This is a genomic window from Aquimarina sp. BL5 (assembly GCF_003443675.1).
Classification (GTDB): Bacteria; Bacteroidota; Bacteroidia; order Flavobacteriales; family Flavobacteriaceae; genus Aquimarina.
The window spans coordinates 394,181-413,977 of the sequence record NZ_CP031963.1; the positions used below are offsets into that span (position 1 = coordinate 394,181).

General features: G+C 31.7%; 20 protein-coding genes. 12 read left to right on the plus strand and 8 right to left on the minus strand.

The window, feature by feature from the left end; all coding sequences use genetic code 11:
* Nucleotides 1-185: 185 nt before the first annotated feature.
* The gene (locus D1818_RS01830; protein ID WP_118455832.1) at nucleotides 186-635 is read left to right on the plus strand and encodes a cold-shock protein; all 450 of its coding nucleotides are present in this window, start codon (nucleotides 186-188) and stop codon (nucleotides 633-635) included.
* Nucleotides 636-701: 66 nt separating this feature from the next.
* On the opposite strand, the gene D1818_RS01835 is transcribed toward D1818_RS01830, so the two are convergent.
* Nucleotides 702-1,508, minus strand: a complete 807-nt coding sequence (locus tag D1818_RS01835; protein WP_118455834.1) for an MBL fold metallo-hydrolase — start codon at nucleotides 1,506-1,508, stop codon at nucleotides 702-704.
* A gap of 69 nt (nucleotides 1,509-1,577) precedes the next feature.
* Nucleotides 1,578-2,333: a sulfite exporter TauE/SafE family protein gene (locus D1818_RS01840; RefSeq protein WP_118455836.1), complete on the minus strand. Its 756-nt coding sequence runs from the start codon at nucleotides 2,331-2,333 to the stop codon at nucleotides 1,578-1,580.
* 148 nt (nucleotides 2,334-2,481) lie between these two features.
* Here D1818_RS01840 and D1818_RS01845 point away from each other — a divergent pair, with 148 nt between their 5' ends.
* Nucleotides 2,482-4,197 (plus strand): SulP family inorganic anion transporter, encoded by a 1,716-nt coding sequence (locus tag D1818_RS01845; RefSeq protein WP_118455838.1) that lies wholly within the window; start codon nucleotides 2,482-2,484, stop codon nucleotides 4,195-4,197.
* 72 nt (nucleotides 4,198-4,269) lie between these two features.
* Here D1818_RS01845 and D1818_RS01850 read toward each other — a convergent pair whose 3' ends face one another.
* On the minus strand, nucleotides 4,270-5,235 hold the full coding sequence (locus D1818_RS01850; protein ID WP_120752444.1) for a hypothetical protein: 966 nt from the start codon (nucleotides 5,233-5,235) through the stop codon (nucleotides 4,270-4,272).
* A gap of 258 nt (nucleotides 5,236-5,493) precedes the next feature.
* Here D1818_RS01850 and D1818_RS01855 point away from each other — a divergent pair, with 258 nt between their 5' ends.
* Entirely contained in the window at nucleotides 5,494-6,327 is an 834-nt protein-coding gene (locus tag D1818_RS01855) for a DMT family transporter (protein ID WP_255424769.1), read from the plus strand.
* A 40-nt stretch (nucleotides 6,328-6,367) separates the two neighbouring features.
* Here D1818_RS01855 and D1818_RS01860 read toward each other — a convergent pair whose 3' ends face one another.
* Entirely contained in the window at nucleotides 6,368-7,981 is a 1,614-nt protein-coding gene (locus D1818_RS01860) for an FAD-binding protein (RefSeq protein WP_118455844.1), read from the minus strand.
* 29 nt (nucleotides 7,982-8,010) lie between these two features.
* Nucleotides 8,011-8,265 carry a hypothetical protein gene (locus D1818_RS01865; RefSeq protein WP_120752443.1) on the minus strand — a complete coding sequence of 85 codons (255 nt, stop codon included), beginning with the start codon at nucleotides 8,263-8,265 and terminating at the stop codon, nucleotides 8,011-8,013.
* 395 nt (nucleotides 8,266-8,660) lie between these two features.
* Here D1818_RS01865 and D1818_RS01870 point away from each other — a divergent pair, with 395 nt between their 5' ends.
* From D1818_RS01870 to D1818_RS01880, 3 genes are all read left to right on the plus strand, one after another.
* Complete coding sequence (locus D1818_RS01870) at nucleotides 8,661-8,990, plus strand: helix-turn-helix transcriptional regulator (RefSeq protein ID WP_118455848.1); 330 nt, start codon at nucleotides 8,661-8,663, stop codon at nucleotides 8,988-8,990.
* Nucleotides 8,984-10,270, plus strand: coding sequence for a type II toxin-antitoxin system HipA family toxin (locus tag D1818_RS01875; RefSeq protein WP_118455850.1), 1,287 nt, complete (start codon nucleotides 8,984-8,986; stop codon nucleotides 10,268-10,270). Before D1818_RS01870 ends, D1818_RS01875 begins: the two co-directional genes overlap by 7 nt.
* Nucleotides 10,271-10,609: 339 nt before the next feature.
* Entirely contained in the window at nucleotides 10,610-13,390 is a 2,781-nt protein-coding gene (locus D1818_RS01880) for an IPT/TIG domain-containing protein (protein ID WP_118455852.1), read from the plus strand.
* A gap of 284 nt (nucleotides 13,391-13,674) precedes the next feature.
* Here D1818_RS01880 and D1818_RS01885 read toward each other — a convergent pair whose 3' ends face one another.
* On the minus strand, nucleotides 13,675-13,926 hold the full coding sequence (locus D1818_RS01885; protein WP_118455854.1) for a hypothetical protein: 252 nt from the start codon (nucleotides 13,924-13,926) through the stop codon (nucleotides 13,675-13,677).
* 194 nt (nucleotides 13,927-14,120) lie between these two features.
* Here D1818_RS01885 and D1818_RS01890 point away from each other — a divergent pair, with 194 nt between their 5' ends.
* The 3 genes from D1818_RS01890 to D1818_RS01900 are packed head-to-tail and all read left to right on the plus strand — an operon-like array spanning nucleotide 14,121 to nucleotide 15,399.
* On the plus strand, nucleotides 14,121-14,792 hold the full coding sequence (locus D1818_RS01890) for a DUF2293 domain-containing protein (protein WP_118455856.1): 672 nt from the start codon (nucleotides 14,121-14,123) through the stop codon (nucleotides 14,790-14,792).
* A 42-nt stretch (nucleotides 14,793-14,834) separates the two neighbouring features.
* A complete protein-coding gene (locus D1818_RS01895; RefSeq protein WP_118455858.1) occupies nucleotides 14,835-15,020 on the plus strand; it encodes a hypothetical protein in 186 nt (61 codons plus the stop codon).
* Nucleotides 15,013-15,399 carry a YchJ family protein gene (locus D1818_RS01900; protein WP_118455860.1) on the plus strand — a complete coding sequence of 129 codons (387 nt, stop codon included), beginning with the start codon at nucleotides 15,013-15,015 and terminating at the stop codon, nucleotides 15,397-15,399. The genes D1818_RS01895 and D1818_RS01900 overlap by 8 nt, the downstream gene beginning before the upstream one ends.
* 156 nt (nucleotides 15,400-15,555) lie before the next feature.
* On the opposite strand, the gene D1818_RS01905 is transcribed toward D1818_RS01900, so the two are convergent.
* Nucleotides 15,556-16,119 carry a hypothetical protein gene (locus D1818_RS01905; RefSeq protein ID WP_118455862.1) on the minus strand — a complete coding sequence of 188 codons (564 nt, stop codon included), beginning with the start codon at nucleotides 16,117-16,119 and terminating at the stop codon, nucleotides 15,556-15,558.
* A gap of 429 nt (nucleotides 16,120-16,548) precedes the next feature.
* On the opposite strand from D1818_RS01905, the gene D1818_RS01910 reads away from it, so the two are divergent.
* The 3 genes from D1818_RS01910 to D1818_RS01920 all read left to right on the plus strand — a co-directional run bounded on the left by D1818_RS01910 (nucleotide 16,549) and on the right by D1818_RS01920 (nucleotide 18,913).
* The gene (locus D1818_RS01910) at nucleotides 16,549-16,764 is read left to right on the plus strand and encodes a hypothetical protein (RefSeq protein ID WP_118455864.1); all 216 of its coding nucleotides are present in this window, start codon (nucleotides 16,549-16,551) and stop codon (nucleotides 16,762-16,764) included.
* A 210-nt stretch (nucleotides 16,765-16,974) separates the two neighbouring features.
* Complete coding sequence (locus tag D1818_RS01915) at nucleotides 16,975-18,198, plus strand: radical SAM protein (protein ID WP_118455866.1); 1,224 nt, start codon at nucleotides 16,975-16,977, stop codon at nucleotides 18,196-18,198.
* A gap of 145 nt (nucleotides 18,199-18,343) precedes the next feature.
* Nucleotides 18,344-18,913, plus strand: a complete 570-nt coding sequence (locus tag D1818_RS01920; RefSeq protein WP_233558624.1) for a hypothetical protein — start codon at nucleotides 18,344-18,346, stop codon at nucleotides 18,911-18,913.
* A gap of 6 nt (nucleotides 18,914-18,919) precedes the next feature.
* Here the strand turns inward: D1818_RS01920 and D1818_RS01925 are convergent, their stop codons facing one another.
* Nucleotides 18,920-19,792 carry a pirin family protein gene (locus D1818_RS01925; RefSeq protein WP_118455869.1) on the minus strand — a complete coding sequence of 291 codons (873 nt, stop codon included), beginning with the start codon at nucleotides 19,790-19,792 and terminating at the stop codon, nucleotides 18,920-18,922.
* Nucleotides 19,793-19,797 lie beyond the last annotated feature (5 nt).

Here is a 19,797-nt window from a genome sequence, read left to right on the forward strand (position 1 = left end):
AAATGGATCATCTATCTTTGTAGAAATTAGTACATATTAAAATATTTTAAGTTATGTGTACTTGGTCGTTGCAACAACTGGGTCAATTATTCGGTAAATCAATCTCTAAGAATTGTCATTTTCCAATCATTCGTTTAGTATTTCGATGACAATTATGTTTAATAAAAAAAATAGAAGTTTACCGAATGGCAAAATCACAACAGACATTTAGCAAGATTGAAAAAGAAAAAAAGAAAATAAAAAAGCGCGAAGACAAGCAGAAGAAGAAAGAAGAACGAAGAGCGAATTCTAAAAAAGGAAGCGGTTTCGATAATATGATTGCTTATGTTGATGAAAATGGCCACTTAACTGATACTCCTCCAGATCCATCAAAAAAGAAAAAGGTAAAAGCTGAAAATATAGAAATTGGTATACCTAAAAGAGAACACGTAGAAGAGGATCCGATTAAAAAGGGTAAAGTTGCTTTTTTCAATGATTCAAAAGGATATGGATTTATTACGGAGCAAGAATCTCAAGAAAAATACTTTGTTCACGTGAATGGTTTAATGCAGGAAGTACGAGAAGGTGATAAAGTGCAGTTTGAGTTGGAAATGGGAATGAAAGGATTAAACGCTGTACGCGTAAAAAAGATTTAAAAATCGTTTTATAATACTATTTAAAAAAGCATTTGCAGTATATGATCTGCAAATGCTTTTTTGGTTTTATTTCATTGTGGGATACCAATTTAGCTGTACAACTTCTATTTTACTATCTCCTTTATTCACAGTTTCCCTAAATTTAATGATATTACTTAACCCATTACTTCCTCTATAATGATATGGATAAACTTGCTTTGGCTTAAACTCCAAAACGGCGTCTGCTGCGCTTTCGACAGTCATGGTATAAGGAAGATTCATGCAGACAAAAGCTTTGTCAATATTTTTGAGTGCTCTCATTTCAGGAATATCCTCTGTGTCTCCAGAGAAGTATAAGCGTTCGTTCCCTAAGGTAATTACATATCCATTACCACGTCCTTTATCGTGAAACTTCAATGCTTCTTCTCTTAAATTATACATAGGTATGGCTTCGATTGATATTCCTTCTACATCTTTTACTTCTCCATTATTAATAATAACTAATTGTTTTGTGTAACGAGCCGGAAGCCTTTCTGCAACTGCTTGCGGTACTACTAATTTTGATTTCTCAAGGTCAAGACTGTCCAAAGTTTCAATATTCATATGATCTCCATGTATATCCGTTATAAGCACTATATCAGGAATTTTTTGGTTTTTAAAAGCTTTTGCACCACCAGTCGGGTCTATATAAATTGTCTTCTCCTTATATTCTAATACTGCTGTAGCGTGTGTGATCGGAATAATTTTTAAATCAGAAATCGGTTTTTCTGTGGATTTATCCGTAGAGGCAGTTTCTTGGTTTTCTGTATTGGTAGTTGTTTCTTCTTTTTTAGTATCCTTACAGCTAATGATAAAAAGCGAAATTCCTAAAAGGAATAGGGTATGTGACTTCATTGTATTTGGTTTTAGTTACGTTAACAAGGTATAAAACGACTATAAAACCAGAAACATTTTAATGTAAGATTAACTATCCATCCATAACTTAATGGCCATGGCAATTACCATAATAAGGAGGAAGACTTTTACGATACCATCTCCTTTTTTTACAGACCATCTACTAGCTATCCAGCCACCTGAAGCATTTCCAAAAGCTAAAACAAACCCATATAGATAGTTTATTTGATTATCGAAAGCAAAAATTGCTAACGCACCTATAGTGTATATGAAAACTACTACAGCTTTTACAGCATTAGATTTTACTAAACCCATTCTATTGATAGAAGTAAGAGCTAGAAGAATAAATATTCCTACACCAGCTTGTATAAAACCACCATAAATACCAATGACAAAGAATGCTAAAATCCCTATTAGGCGATACTTTCCTTGTATGCGTTCTACAAAGTCCGCAACATTCACTTTAGGCTTAAAAATTATAAATAATACAACAATCAGCATTACTGTGGCTAATATTCTATTAAAAGTTTCACCTTTTATATCAATTGCAATTCTGGCTCCAATTAAGGAACCAGCTAGCGCCGATACCCCTAGATATACACTAAAAAGAGTTGGTTGTATTCCTTTACTTTTAAAACCTGCTACAGAAGTAATGCTCTGTATAAAAATCCCAATTCTATTTGTGCCATTGGCAACTGATGGGGGTAAGCCCATAAAAATTAGCATTGGTAATGTTAATAAAGACCCGCCTCCAGCAATAGTATTAATAACTCCCGCTATAAAGCCTACTAATGCCAGGAGAATAAGCAGTAGTGATTCGTTCATTTGATTGTGTTAGCGCCCAAAAATAAGTAAATCTAAAAAATACCAATGCTTTTTGTAATTCATTTAGTATAAAATCTTAAACTATCGTAGATTTACGATACAATTCAAAAATTAAATAACAGTCAAAGCGCTACACAAAATACTTCCTATTTTAGCTTCTTTTGAAGGCTATGATAAAACTACTTTTGGTTCAGATGCCATTGCAGGTATTACGGTCGGGGTGATTCTTATTCCGCAAGCTATTGCATATGCTTTATTGATGGGAACTCCACCGATTTATGGATTATATGCCTGCTTAATTCCATTGATTTTGTATGCTTTTTTCGGCACATCAAGACAATTGAGTATTGGTCCAGTAGCCGTTACTGCTATTTTAGTAATGAGTGGTGTTAGCCAGATTGCCACTCCATTTACACAGGAATTCACCAATTTGGTAATTTTTTCTGGGTTGTTGATTGGAATATTGCAAATAGCGTTAAGTTTATTAAGAATGGGCTTCTTAGTGAATCTTATTTCTCAACCAGTAATTTCTGGATTTATTTCAGCAGCGGCTATCATTATTATTATTTCTCAGCTTAGTGAATCATTAGGCATAGATATTCCAAATTTTGATTATACCCACGAATCCTTATGGTATGTATTGCAGAATATTTCTTCAGTACATCTCATAACATTCTGTATGTGTATAGGATCTATACTAATTATGTTAATTCTAAAAAGATGGAAAAAATCATTTCCAGGGGCCCTTTTTGTGTTGATTATAAGTACAGTTATTACCATTTTTTTTGATTTAAAAGCTTTAGGTCTTTCTGTTATTGAGGATGTGCCAAAAGGCTTGCCATCGTTTACCATTCCTGAAATGAATTACGATTCAATGGTAGCATTAATACCTTCAGTGCTTACGGTAACGTTCATAGGATATGTTGGAAGTATTGGTATAGCTAAATCTTTAGAAATGAAGAATAGAGACCATATGGTTCGACCTAATCAAGAATTATTAGCCTTGGGGATTGCTAAATTGATAGGAGCGTTTTTTCAGGCCATTCCATCTTCCGGAAGTTATAGCAGGTCGGCTATTAATGATGAGGCAGGAGGGAAGACCACAGTTTCGTCAATCATTACTGTAATCATGGTTGTTATTTCATTATTATTTCTAACATCTTTTTTTTATTACATACCCAAAGCAGTTTTAGCAGCTATTATACTGGTTTCTGTTTTTGGTTTAATTAATTTTAGTGAAGCAAAATATCTCTTGAAGCTGAGAAGAAGAGAGTTTATTGTAATGATTATTACGTTTGTTGGGACATTAGTTTTTGGAGTAGAGAAAGGTATTTTTATCGGTGTAGTACTGTCTTATGTTTTTTTACAATATTATAGTTCCCGACCTCATATAGCAGAATTAGTAAATATTCCAGGAACCAATTATTACCGTAATGTTAATAGATTTCCAGAAGCAAGACAATCTTCTAAATATCTGATTATTAGATTTGATGATCAATTGTATTTTGCTAACACCAGTTATTTTAAGGATGAAATTTTAAATCACATAAAAAGAAGAGAGGTATTGCCTGAGTTTTTAATTTTAGATAGTACAAATATTAATGATATAGATAGTACGGGATTACATATTCTGGAAGATGTACATCAATATTTAGAAGAATTAGGTGTTCAGTTATTAATCTCAGGAACCATTGGGCCAGTAAGAGACTTTCTTAAAAGATCAGGTTTTACAGATACTCTGGGTAGTCATCATAATTTTCTTAATATCGAAGATGCAGTACAATACACAAAGAATAAAACAGTTCAGGAAAACTTGTTAGAGGTTGCTGTTCAGTATAATAAGAAACGATCTTTTCTGGATTAAAGTAGTTCTAAATACACAACAAGTTCTATTAATAAATTAGTAAGATTGAAAAATAGTTTCGAACTAAAAATCTTATTTTTCGTAAACGTGCATTTTTATACCCATTCCATAATTCATAAAACCTTTTTGGATTAAAGTGTTGTTTTCACTGTATTTTTTGTCAAAACACTGCCAAGTTCTATTTTTAAAGAATATTCTCCTAGTGAACGTAATATTATCTTCTATTTTATTCGTGAAAGGAAGTAAAGGTCTAAATGTAGTAGAGATTTTCACGATACCTTTACGGGTTTCCACCTCGTGGTATTTTTTAGTGTCCTGAAGCTTCCCTTCTTTATCTGTATATCCTAATACTTGAACGGAAACAAAAACACCGTTTTTAGGTATAAACACTTTATATTCAGAAATATCAAGCTCAAAATTGGTTTTATCTCTGTTTGTGATTCTAAAAATAATATCATCTCCAGATAACCTTTTACCAGGAGTACCATTATTATTTTCATAGAATTGCATTTTGAACAAGGTAGAAAAAGATTGCTTTCTACCGGAAGAGGATCCGCTAGAAGTTTCCATCATTACTGGCAAAAACACCGAAGCTATTTTAGTAGATTTTAAAGGATCTCTTGGGAAAAACACAGCAATTTCGGACTCTACTGTGGGTAACCAACATCTAAAGTAATCATCGTGTACTTTAGAATTCTTTTTCTTTGTTTTGTATTTACCTAAATTATCTGCTTTTACTACTACTTCTTGGAGTTCGGCTATATCGGGTATTAATAAAATATTTTTGGGTAAATTTTTTGTGCTTAGGCCTTTTTCTTTATATCCAAGTGCTGATATAAATAATGAATCTATACCATTATATCTTTTTTCTGAAAATTTAAAAACTCCATCAGCATCGGCAAACAAACCGTTACCATTTCCAAATGAAATTGTTGCATAGGATATGGGGAATTTTTGTTCTGCATCTTGTATTTTGTATACCTGAGCATAAATGCCTTCAAACATTAGTAATACAAGTATGAAGCATACTTTTTTCATAGAGGTTAGGGGCTTTAAATATTAAGCAAATTAATGAAAATAATTTAAAACAATAATTAATCTAATAACGCCATATTATTTTTATGATTGTATTTCTCTTTTTTTTATTATCAAAAAGAAAGCCAAAAAAAGAAACATATTCATTAGATGTGCTGTATTTTTGAGAATAGTGTATTTTGATTTGGTAAATAGATAGAGGAACAAGTTTTATCTTTGACTCAATATATTATATCTATAATATGTTTAAAAAGTAAGTATTTGAAGAAAGCAATTTATTTTATGATTCTGAGCACCATATCCTTCACGGCTATGAATTTACTCGTTAAATATCTTGTTGGTTTTAGTGCGTATCAGCTGGTGTTTTTTAGATCTATAGGTACATTGTTTTTTACGATGCCATTTTTATTTTATCATAAGATTTCTATTCTTGGTAATCAAAAGAGCTTACTCATATTTCGTGGTTTGGCTGGAGTGACTTCTATGGGGTTGTTTTTCATGTCTGTGGAATATCTTAAAATAGGTTCTGCCGTTTCTCTACGGTATCTTTCTCCTATTTTCGCAACTATATTGGCGGTTATATTTCTTAGAGAGAAGGTGAAAAATATACAATGGTTATTTTTCTTACTTGCTTTTTTTGGTGTTTTGATCATCAAAGGTTTTGATGCAGATATTAATTCTGTTGGATTGTTATTAATTGTCTTATCTGCTTTGTTTAGTGGAGTAGTGTATGTCTTAATTAATAAGATAGGTTTACGAGATCATCCAGTGGTCATTGTAAATTATTTTATGTGGATTGCAACAATCTTAGGTGGAATTTTTTCTATTTTTAATTGGAAGAAAACGCCAGAAGGGATCGAATGGGGATTGTTATTAAGCTTAGGTGTTTTTGGTTATTTTGGACAATTATTTATGACAAAAGCTTTTCAGTCACAGGTTACCAATAAGGTAGTTTCTCTAAAATATATGGAAGTTATTTTTACTATGATTGCAGGGATTTTCTTGTTTGGCGACAAGTATCCTTTGTTAAGTATCTTAGGTACTGCTATGGTAATTACCGGATTGGTTCTTAATATGTTTTATCGATCAAAATAAAAGTTAATCATTTGTTTTATAGTTTTTTTATAAGATTTAATTAAATTATTGCTCCAAGTTTTTTATTTAATCCACATTGTTCTACAAACTTGTTCGTGAACACTTCTCTTGTATCATCATTTAATAATTCATTCCGAGAGTCTATCCAATGCTGAACAGTTGCAGCACCATACATTTTTTGTATCCTATTAAAATTGAGATTGAAATTTATTTTCCCCCAATGTAATGTATATGGAATGTTTTTAGTTTCGAGTCGGTTCCATATTTTTTCATAGAAATTTCTGGTAACTCCTGAGTCTACTCCGTCTAATTCTAAGACACAGGTTTTTGGAAATTTAGTAAAACCTAATAACGCATCAGTTCCTTTTACATATCGTAAAGAAATCCCGCCAGGAAAAGGATCACCTCCATCGATTATATTTAGTATTTCTTTTACAACTTTCGCACTATTTTTTATGTCTATACCCAGTGCTGCACTTGCTACTTTTCCTCGAAACTTCGTATTGTTATAAGTCTCACCTATAGTACCTTCTAATGCTCCTGTTTCTTTGTATGCAAGAGGAAATAATAGATTCACAAGACTTGGCACTAGCTTTACGGATAAGGCTCCTAGACTATCCATCATAGTTTGTATCAATCCTAAAAGGTCGTCGCCGTACGTTAATCCGTTACTGTCTCTAGTTCTACGCGTATAATCATCACGATATTTTCGTTTATATGCAACTTTGATGTAAACTCCTTTATTTGTGTCATTAGGCTTAAAATCATAAGGATTGATAAGTACTTCGAAATGATATAATTCCCGATCAGGAGAAAACTGAGGAAAAGGTAGCAGGGTTTCAATAGCAGAAAAATCCTGTGTGTTCATCGTATGTTTTAGCGCATCGTTATAAGCGATTTTATCTATACGGTGTTCTTCTAATAAATACTTAGGCTCAGTTTCTATTAGCACTCCGTGAATGAAACCAAAACTCCCAAAACTTACTATAGCGGAATTAAACATAGTGTCATCCTGAATTCTTTCGGCTCCTAACCAGTCAACAAATTTATCAGACATTACCGGATTAGAATGACGTTCTAACCAAATATGTCTATCCTTACCAACGATTAAATGCAATCCTACTACAAAATCTTGTAGTGCTCCCACATTAAATGCTGCTCCATGTGTTCCTGTTGATAAAGCTCCTGCAATGGTTTGTCCGTTACTAGCTCCTGAGGCTTTGATAGATCTATTGGGTCTTTTCTCCTTTTCAAGTTTTGAGTTTAGTTGCAGTATTGACATGCCACATTGTGTGAAAAATAGGTTTTCAGGTGTTCCGCCTTTGTCTAAATAAGCAGTATCGACATATGATTTGGAAACAGAGAAGGAGAGCCGCAATGATTTAGTGTCAATGATTCCTCCTTCGGATACTGCTACTTTAGAAAAAGACCAACCACTACCCATTGCTCTGAGTCGGATTTTGTTTTTGACCGCATGCCCAATCAACCATTGAATATTTTTAGTGGTTGCTTTGTATTTTTCAGAACTTTTAGATAAAGAATGATCGTTTCTAATTTTAAAAGAAGCATCCTTAGTCAGTTTTTGTTTAAAATTCTGGTGTCTGTTTTCCCAAGATGTGATTGGTAATATTTCTATGCCTTTTGGTAATGCCATTTTAACTGTTTTTTTAATTCTTATACGTATTACAAATCTTCTATAGGTGTGTCTACTGGGGCACATTCCCATTCTACGGTCTGTGGTACTACGATCCCAATTGTTATTGCTGATATAAGAATATAGCCTAAATTAGTAGTGCTGGTAACTGAGTTCATTCGTTTAGATTCACAGCCAGGATCAATATCTTTTGGTGTTACTAGTCCCCAAGCATAGCTCCATGAAGTTTTAGTGTGTTTTACTACAGAATCATTATCATACTCACTGACAACTCGTGTTGACATACAGCTTTGACAACATAGGATAAGTATAAGTAATAGACTTACACTTCGTAATCGAACATAGTTTTGCATACCTCGTAATTTTTAGAGGCAATTAGACGGAAGTTGGGTGTGAATGCGTTATGAGTTAAAAATACATATATAAAATATGTATAAAAAGGGGATTTTAACTGTTTTTTGTTAGGATTGTACCTGTTGGCAACTAATATGTGTATAAAAGCGTATATTAATTTTTAAAGTATAGATTAGTATACATTAAATGTTTATAATAATTTTAAGGTATATTTTTATATACTTTATTATATTTGTAATAATAAATTACTTTAAGTATATTTTTTTATACCTAAAAATATTTATTATATCATAAAGTATATTTTGGTATACGTTAATTTAAAGATATGGATTTAAACAGACTTTCTGATGATGATGTTTTATCAGAACTTACACAGCGGGTAAAAAAAAGAAGACTCAATCTTAATATAACCCAAGAAGAACTTTCTAAAAGGGCAGGAGTTCATGTGCAGACCATCAAAAACTTTGAATCTGGTAAAGCAACAACCTTACTTACTTTTATTCAGATTTTAAGAGCATTTGGAGAACTTGATGCATTGAGTTTGTTTTTACCTGATCCAGGAGTTAGTCCTATTGAATTACTGAAGTTGAAAGGTAAAGAAAGAGAAAGAGCTTCTGGAAGCTCTAAAAGTAAACCAAACAAATCATCATGGTAGATGTTATTAAAATAACACTTTGGGGTCAAGAACTAGGTGCTTTGAGCTGGGATGCAGATAAGAAGTATGCTTCTTTTGAGTTTTTTCCTGATTTCTTAAGGAACAATTGGGATGTTTCACCCATACATATGCCAATTCTTAATTCTGAAAAACGAATATATAGTTTTCCTCGTATTAATGAAGATACTTATAAAGGGTTACCAGGAATGTTATCAGATGTTCTTCCGGATGATTTTGGAAATCGTCTGATCGACCAATGGTTATTGCTTAATAATATTCCTAAAGCTCAATTTACACCTTTAGATCGCCTATGTTATATTGGAACTCGTGGAATGGGAGCTTTAGAATTTCAACCTGCAAGAAATATAGGTAAGAAGATATCAAGTACTGTAGAAATAGATAAACTAGTAACGCTTGCTCAAAAAGTATTGAATTCACGTGAGAAAATAGCATTAAATATCTCCGAAACCGAACACCTAAATGAATTAATCAAAGTAGGTACTTCTGCTGGTGGACAAAGAGCTAAGGCGATTATTGCATTTAATTCTACAACCAATGAGATTAGATCCGGACAAACCGATGTTCCAGATGGATTCGAGCATTATCTCTTTAAGTTCGATGGAGTAAATGATATATCTCTTGGTGATCCGCAAGGATATGGAAGAATTGAATACGCATATTATTTAATGGCGCTGGATTGCGGCATTGATATGGAGCATTCTCAGTTGTTCGAAGAGCACGATCGTGCACATTTTATGACGAAAAGATTTGATCGATTACCCAATAATGAGAAGCTGCATATGCAAACATTATGTTCTTTAGCTCATTTCGATTATAAATCTCCAGGAGCATACTCTTATGAAAATGCTTTCGAAATTATGAGACAACTTAGGTTACCTCATCAGGATGCTATTCAGCTTTATAAAAGAATGTTATTAAACGTTATCGCTAGAAATCAAGATGACCATACCAAAAATATTTCATTCCTAATGAATAAACAAGGAATCTGGAAACTAGCTCCAGCGTATGATATCACATATTCATATAATCCTACCGGAATTTGGACTAGTATGCATCAGATGTCTATAAATGGAAAAAGAGATGATTTTAGGTTAAGTGACTTACTTGAAGTAGGAGATAAAATAAGTTATAAAAATAGTAAGGCCGAAATACAGCAAATTTTAGAAGTAGTAAATAACTGGAATCATTATGCTAATAAAGCAGGAATTCCTCCCGAACAAGCTGCTAAATTGCAAAAAGCCTTTAGAATTAGGTTGTAGTATTCTTTTTACAGGACTATTTTTGTCATAATACTTCAAGGTTTAGCTATTACTCTATACATAAGTTTGATAATTGTTACGGTTAACCTTGAACAATAATTCTATAAACTTTTCACAGGGTTTTAATGTCAAATAATGGTTAAGGCTTTCTAAAGCCTGGTTACTATGTAATTGCCTAAAATAAAATTGGCAGATAGAAAAAAAATAAAAATTTAAGGTAACAAAATCTAAGGTTTAGCAACTAATATATAGTAACCATCTATAATAAATCTAAAGATGTTATTTGCGTGATGTTTGTCTAAGAATATGTTTAATTTAGCGGCCCAAAATAATTGATCCATGTTTAAAAAAATACTTCTAACTTTTTTGTTTGCTGGTTTGTTTGTCTCTTGTGATGAAGATGAAAATCAAATCAATTTTCTAGACTTAAAAATTTCATCTTTTGAAATTATAGACAATAATGAAAATGGTATTTATACAACAACCAATATCTTTCCAAGTAATGTAGAAGCATATAATATAAATGACCATGGAGTAATTTGGATGAAGAATGGTTCTGTTGTTGACAGACTTAATCTTGGAGATCTTCAGCAAAACAGTTTTGAAGCAAATTTTGCAACAAGTTTAATTAAAGGAGAAAGATATTCCGTATTTCCTTATTTAGTATCAGAATATGGATATACCTATGGTGATACATTAAGTTTTGTTAGTAATGTAGACGTTAATGTTTTGATTACAGAATTAACTCCAAGGAATGGTTTTATACGTGATACTGTTACGATTAAAGGAGAAAATTTTTGTTCAGCATCTTTTAATAGTTCCAATAGACTTTTATTAGATGATACATATCATAATGTGATTTTTGAATCTGATTCGTTAATCAGAGCAGTAATATATCCTTATTTGACCTCTTCAGAAGCATCGCCTTCTCTTAAAAGTTGTGGTATCATAACAGATATTGAAGGGAAGTTCTCTGTGAATCCGCCTGTACTAGATTCAATAACAAGTAAAAACCTATATGTTGGAGAGGAATTAGTTGTTTATGGAGAAAACATCCATCATAATATAAGTAAAGTATGGTTAGAGGGTGTTGAAACTGAGTTAATTGTTACGGATTCGATTACGCAAATAAAAGCTAGAGTTCCGGAAAATTTGCCAGCGGGAAAATTAGATTTTAAACTTCAAGTACTTGATAAAATAATTGAACGTACAGATTTTTATCAAAGTACAACACCTGTAATAGAAGAAATTAGCCCCCGCAATACAGGTTTTTTAGATACATTAACTATAAGAGGAAAATTTTTAGACCAACAAAGCGATATTCTTGAAGTTGTGATAGGTGATAGGACGCAGAATATTATTAGCCAAAGTGATGAAGAAATTAAAGTTATTATTGATCAGTTATTTTCGGTTGATAACCCAGAGTTAGTTTTGAATACTGGGACTTTTAGTTTGTCTGAACCAATTACCATGTTACCTCCTGAAATTATAGGATTTGATAAAGAGAAGTATCATTTAGATGGTGAAATTATTATACAAACAAAATATTATTTAGGAAATAGAAGTACAGCTAAAATAGGTAGTATAATAGCAGATACGGAAAGTGCCTATACTCAAATTGATAATGACGGAACCTTTAAAGTTGATTTGAAAAAATGGCTTGATGTTTCAGATTTATTTCCTGACTATATAATTAAAAATTCTGGTTTAATGGAAGTGTTTATTGAGACCAACTATGGAACATCTTCCAAGGACTTTTTAATTTATGCACCAGAAATAACAAAGATTAATCAAACAGCTTTTTTTCACGCATCCTCGATTGCATTAGAAGGAACCGATTTTGGATACAATAAAGGTTATGCTGGGGTTGCTGAAATTTATGTTGATGATATATTGGTTGAAAATCCTGGTAACTCTTCTTATTTTTTATATAACTATACTGCTCAGATTCCTGTTTCTAATACTCTTTATCCTGGTAATCATAAAATAAAAATAATTACAGGAGGACAGGAAAGTAATCAAGTTGAATTTACGATAAAATCTTTAACCATAAATAGTCTAAGTCCTACCGCAGGAACTAGAAAAAATGTGTATTCAATAGAAGGCGATAATTTAGAATATAGACTATCATATCGTATTAAGGCTAATGGTTATAATTGTAAGGTAATTAATTCTACAAAAAATAAAGTGGAGTTTAAATTACCACAGGGTATAGAATTAGATCCTGTAGCCAATATAACATTAGAATATGGGCCACAAACTTTCGATGTGGGAAGTATTACTGTAACTGAACCCTATGAAAGAATAGAAGGGTATTCATTGTACCTATCAGATTATTATGTTGGTAGTTATTCTTTTGAATATAATAACAAGTTTCATTATATCAACATTAATGGAATATTTGAATTGGATGAGAGTTCTTATACTTGGAATAAAATAGAAACTGATATTCCTATTAATGTTTTTGTAAATAATAAAGTTCAACCTCCAGTTATTGGAAACCAGCTATACATACCATCAGGAAATACGTTTCATATATATAATTTTGATACTAAATCCTGGAGTATAAAGGAGCTAAATCTAAGTTCTGAGTTATCACTTCAAAGAGTCGCTATTCATGATAATATTTTGATAGCAATTGTAATGGATAGTGGTTTTAATATTTTTCATTACAGATACAATTTAGATGATGATACAAAAGAATTAATGCAATTTCCAAGTATAGGTACCATAAGCGCTACGACCTTTTATTATAATAATGGTAAAATTTATTTAGACACGCTTAATGATGATATTTATGTGTACGACTTGGATAACGATTCTTGGGAAAATATTGGTTTCCCAAGAAGTCATAAGTATTTTCATCGAAATAATTTATATGTATATAATGGAATTCTCTATTTCAGTGGTGGTCTCGGAAACGAAGATGCAGAAAGAGGGTTGTATGCGTATAATTTACAAACAAAACAGTGGATAGAAAAAGTGCCTACACTCAATGTTCTGACTGATCATTCTGTGTTTGGTTCAGGGCAAAATTTGTATTTTTTATTAGGTAGAAGTTTGTATGGGTATGAGCATAACGAATTGATTAAGTATACTATAAATGAAGATCCTTTTTAAATAGTATGTCCAATTGAATTGGTTCTGTAAAACTAAAGAGTATATGCTAAACCATCCTATGCTCTAATATTTACTAGAGAATTTTTGTTAAATTGACTTGTTTAATAATATAAAAATAATCATTAAAATATTTTATTAATGAGCATACAAGTACCGAGAAATTTGGTGAATATCTAGGGCAAATTATTCAAATTTGGTTACAATAAGTGGGGCAAAATGTTCTAATAAAGAAACTAAATTAAGTCTCATTGCACTTATACGCTCAAAAAATATATTGTGATAGTCTAATTAAAATCTTCTCTTAAATAGAACATTAACTTAGCTTTATCAGTGAAGCTTTTTATAGCTATAATTTCACCATTCAATTTATTATATATGATTTCAGCAAACAGAAAATCTATATAAAATACACTATAGTAAAAATCGCGGTTAGCATCATTAATAGAAAAGAGGTGAATTCCTTTATTCCAAATGTGATGATATTTTTCGGATAAGTCTTGTGAATTAAAACGTTTTTCAAGGGTAGTTTTTTGCATAAGCAGGGTTTTAAAAATTTAAGGCAAGTACAATCTACGGAAAAACCGTAAGAAAACAAACATAAAAACTTAAAAAAGATAATAATTCCCCATTTATTACTTGTAAATTACCCGGAAATAATCTAAACTAGTGTAAATAATTAATAGAGGAAATAGAATAATATCTTATTTTCGTAGTCGAAAAATGTATCGTATTGGCTACTGTTTCTCAAAATATCTTTCTTACTAAAAAAGAAAAATTACGTTGTATTTCTTGTAATAAAAAAATTCCATTAGGAAAATCTTTTATCTCAGAGAGTGAAAATCATAAAGGCACTTGTTTTAGTTGTTCTCCCTTTGTGGGTTATGTACTATTGCCTCCTGGTAATGTAGCAATGACTAGAAGATCTAAGAAATATTCTACGCTTTGTGGAGTTGTTCTAGAATGGAATCAACGCAGAAAACGATATGAACGTAGAGGGCAATTGGTAGAAGAAAAAGCGATAGAAAAAGCGCGTTTAGAATGTGAGAAAGACCAAGCATCCAGAGATCTTAAAAATAAGAAGGCAGCATTAGTTAGGGAGCAAAAGGATCGTGAATATATATTTAATTTTGCATTAGCGATCAGAGGGCGATATCCCAATTGCCCTGAAAAAAGGGAATTTGCAATTGCCATACATGCTTGTGAAAAATATAGTGGAAGAGTAGGGAGAACGGCAGATGCAAAAGATTTTGACCCCAAAATGATCGATTTGGCGGTAGAAGCACATATTAGACATACAGAAACAAATTATGATGAACAATTTCGTAAAGGAAAACGTAAAAAAGAAATCAGATCTGATGTCCGATCCAATATTAACAGTGTCTTGAAAAAATGGAAACAATAGGATTAAGAGGGTTTTGTTTTCTATTTTTGTGTATAGAATTACATGGTATCGAGTAAAATGGCTAAAAAAGGAAGAGAAAAAAATACTCAGAATAAGGCAAAGCATACAAAGCTTATGAATCGTAAAAAGAATAAACTCCGAAAAGAAAAAGAGCTTAGAGCAGAACGATTAAAAGCAATTGTACAAAGAGCAAATGAGTCTAAGCAAAATGAACCTGATAATGAGTAAATGCTATTGTGGAAGGTCACAGACTTATGATAGTTGTTGTGGCAGTATTCATAACGATATAAGACAAGCATTAACTGCAGAAGATTTAATGAGATCTCGTTATACTGCTTTTGTATTGGCGAAAGGTGATTATTTAATGAAAAGCCACCATAGTTCGACCCGCTCTATTAAAGAAAAAAAATCTATTGTACAGTGGGCAAAATCTGTAAAATGGATCAAATTAGAAGTTTTACATACTACTAAAGGTCTAGCATCGGATGAAAAAGGTACTGTAACGTTCAAGGCTTTTTACTTTGAAAATGGTGCATTGGAATTTATTCATGAAGATTCTTCATTCGTTAAAGAAAATGGTTATTGGGTATATCTTGGAGAAAATTAATGCACGTACATAAAGTCAATACTTATAAATATTTTGTAGAAATTTCACCTAATTATTCTAAGTTTCTAAATATAGAAACCCCACGATAGAATCTCGTAGGGTTATTTATGTCTTATTGTATACAATGGATATACATACAATAAAGCAGAAAAAGTGTTAGTTTCCTAAAAATACAGTATATACCACATTGTCTACGTTCCAACCTCTTTCATTAAAACATCTATTAGAAGCATCGGCATTTACAAAAGAAATTTTCTTTGGTCTGATTTGTCTTTGGATATCAGCGATATGAGCTTCGAACTGAAATTGATATATATCCATATTAATATCAGAGTCACCATCTATATAATAAGAATAGTCATAGGTAAATTGTTGAGCTTCTATTGGAAATATTATAATTCCTACAGGATAACTAATACATCCCGAAGCATTAACATATTCTTCTATTTCTAAAGCGGCATCACTACCACAGCCAATATCACTATTTAGCGTACAACCCACTCTTTTCATAGTGGATATACCATCCTCTTGCTTTTGTTGTAATTCTTCTAATAATTGTAACGTTTCTTGTTCATTAGAAACATCTTTTACGGTAACAAATTGCTGTACGTTAGGAGAAGATTTTTGGATCTCAGGTGTTTCGTTTTCTTCTTTTTGGCAACTTGTAATGAATACAAATGAACAAAAGATAAGACTAAATTTTAATACGATTTTTTTCATTTTATGAACTTTTTGATTAAATAAAATTGGTTAATGATAGCACCAAAATTATTCAAAAAGAAGGGAATTTTTCAGTTCAATAAAATTGTTTACCTAAAGATAAAATCTAGAATAAAAAAGTAATTATAAATTAATTGAAAAGTCTTTTTTTTAAGGTTTATACTAGTTCTTTAACAAGTCTATCTTTATTCTAAATCATCGGCAAGTAACTTGTTTACAGTGTTTTATTGATGAAATAGATAATGTGTTTTATAAAATTGTTTATAACCGAATTTTTTGCAGTTTTTGAAATTTTAAATATGAAATGGGTAACAAAATTATTCCTCAGTTATATAAAGGTGTAATATCAAAAAGCGCGCTTGATAAATACAACTTTTTTTGAGGTCGCCGAAAATCTTAAAGAGTAGGCAAAATCTAAACATACAAATAATGAAAAAGGTATTCTTATTACCAAGAGGCTTAGACAAGTTTTCTTCAAAGGAACTTAAAAACATGGAAGCTATTTTAGGAGGAACAATCGATGTCCCTGTAGAAATATACTATCCAACTAGTGGCGGTAGAAGATGTGCAGATGGCCAGGTTTGGTCAGAAACATTACAAAAATGTGTTCCGATTGTTATCGGAGTACCTATTGAACGTAGGTAGACGATTAAGAAATGGGTGTTAATTTTCTTAGTGATAGTCACTATAGAACTTTAACAATCACTATTTCAAATTCGTATATAGAAAAGGGTTGATCTATCAATCCATAAAATACTAAGCGAAGCCAGAGAAACTTACTTGTACAATCTATTATCTCTGAACTTCGCTTAGTATGCTAAATAAACGACTTTAACTTCTTAAAAAACACAACTCATGCAATTCGATGCCTTAATACTCAAGGTTGCCAGTAGATGCAATCTTAATTGTTCTTATTGTTTTATGTATAATCTTGGCGATACAACCTATAAAAGGCAGCCTAAATTTATGTCATATGATATGATCGATTCGATTTTAGAAAAAACCAAAAAATACATTCTGAGATATAACAAAAAAGAGTTTTCATTTATCTTTCATGGAGGAGAGCCTTTATTAATAGAAAAGGATTTTTATAGAGCTTTTATTACCAAAGCGAATACTATTAAAGAAACGTTACAAGATGTCGTTTTTAGATACGACATTCAGACCAATGGAGTTTTGATTGATAAGGATTGGTGTTCATTGTTTAGAGAGTTACAGATTTATCCCAGTACCAGCGTAGATGGTACCAAAAAAGCACACGATATGTTCCGAGTGGATCATAAGGGTAATGGAAGTTATGATCAAGTTTTTAATGCAGTAACATTACTTAAAAATCAAATAGGGTATGCCGACACGGTTTGTGTAATTAATATAGAGGAAGAACCAAAAGCTATTTATGAAAGTTTTAAAAAGATGCAGGTGAATTCTGTAAATTTTTTAATTCCTGATTTCACACATGATAACTTTCCATTTGATATGGAAAAAAGTGAAATGGCGGATTGGTTGATTGTATTATTTGATATTTGGATACAAGATCCGAATAGATATAAAATACCAATGTTCATTGGGATAATGAATAGGTTACTAGGTGTTACCGAGAATTCTAATAATGAATCGGCAGTATTAGTAATTGAAACTAATGGGGGAATTGAAGCAATCGATTCATTGAAAGCCTGTGGTCATGGATTTACTAAGTCGGAAATGAATGTATTGAATAATGATTTTTCTGATATCAAAAATTCACCACTAGGAAAATTATATTTCGAAGATAGTACTACAAAACTATGTTCTCAATGTTTAGAATGTCCTATTCGAGATGTTTGTCAGGGAGGAAGATTAGTACATCGATTTAAAAAGGAGAATGGTTTTAATAATCCATCTGTATATTGTAAAGATCTTATTAAATTCATAGCTCATGTTCAGAATACACTGATCGGTCTTTTTCCAGAACTATATTCTAAAGAGCATATAGATCGCATGAAAACTGATGAGATAATGAGATATGTTAATGATGCACATAAAAAAAAACGTACAAACATCAGTTATACTGATGAACTAGAGTTTTTTGGACAAATTTAAAGTTGTAATAGTGCTTTGTAGGTTTTATTTTTTAATGAAATCAAAATCAACTTAAAATATATTTTCCAACAATGAACTGTTAAAAACTTGTTTTCTTTTTCTCCTAAAAAAACAAGTTCTTTGTTCACGGAAAAAAAAATTGTCATTGGAAGAGCAAGTTGTTACAACAAAGAAATTTACTAGAAATAATTTCTTTAAGAATACTTATTGTGTATTCAAAGGAGTACGATTAAGAGAAATATCTAGAAGAAAGCCACATTATCGTAGTGAATCCGGTAGTACATATTATTATACAACTAACGGAGTATATCGATTATCCAATCATTGGGGAAGAGCAGCCAAATGTAACTGGAGACTGGTTTCAGAAATCCCTGTAGAGATTGATGATCTACGTTTAGGGTATGCGGATTGGACAGATTTTAGAGAGAATTTAAGTGAAGATGTAGATGCATATTATATAGCTGTAGATTTTGAAACGAAAACCGTGAGTTATAAGCATAAAGATAATCCAGCCTACGATCAGATAGCAATTATTAGACCTGTGGATGCCACTCGTAAATTGATTAAGCAAATTAAGAATCTTTTAGAAGATCATAAATGGGCAAAATATTACGATTACGATGATTTAGATGAGTTCAGAAAAGAAGTAATTCTGGAACTAGTTAATACCAATAAATCATTGCAGGAGATACGACAGGAATTGGCTGCTTATTAAATAATGCTATTCTGGCATTACTACGTAACTATCATCATTCGGAACCTTAGGGAATTGTTTGTTTTTCCATTTATTTTTAGCTTCTTCCAGTCTCTCTTTACTTGATGCTACAAAGTTCCAGTAGATATGTCGTTCTTCAGGAAATGGTTGCCCACCAAATAATAAAAGATGTGTGTTGGGTTCTAAAATAACAGAACAGCTATCCTCTATTTTAGAAACCAGCATATTTCCTTTTGTAATCGTAGTTTCACATGCTTGTATTTCACCATCAACTATGCAGATACCTATTTCTCCTTGTAACTCTCCTTTGATTTGTAATTCATAACGTTCTGTACTTTTTACTTCTACCATAAACAGCTCAGAATGCACCGGTAAAGGCGACTCTTTTCCGTATCCTTTTCCTGCGATGAGTTTAAATTCTGTAGTTCCATCTGCCCAAGTAGGTAAATCACTTTTATCTAAATGATGAAACTCTGGTTCCATATCTTCCAGATGTTTTGGCAAAGCCACCCAAATCTGATATCCGTGTGCTAAAAATTCTGAGCCATCTCTCATATCTCGTGGAGTACGTTCTGTATGAGTAACGCCTTTTCCGGCAACCATCCAGTTTACAGAACCTGGAGAAATTCGTTGGTTGGTACCGATACTATCCTGATGCATAATTTCGCCATCTAATAAATAGGTTAATGTGGATAACCCAATATGAGGATGCTGACCAACATCCATATACTTTCCTTTTTTGATCATGGTAGGTCCCATATGATCTATAAAAATAAAAGGACCAACCATTCTTTTCTTTCTAAACGGAATGAGCCTTCCTACCAGGAAATCACCAATATCACGACTGCGTTCTTCAATTATTAATCCTTGATTAGACATTAAAA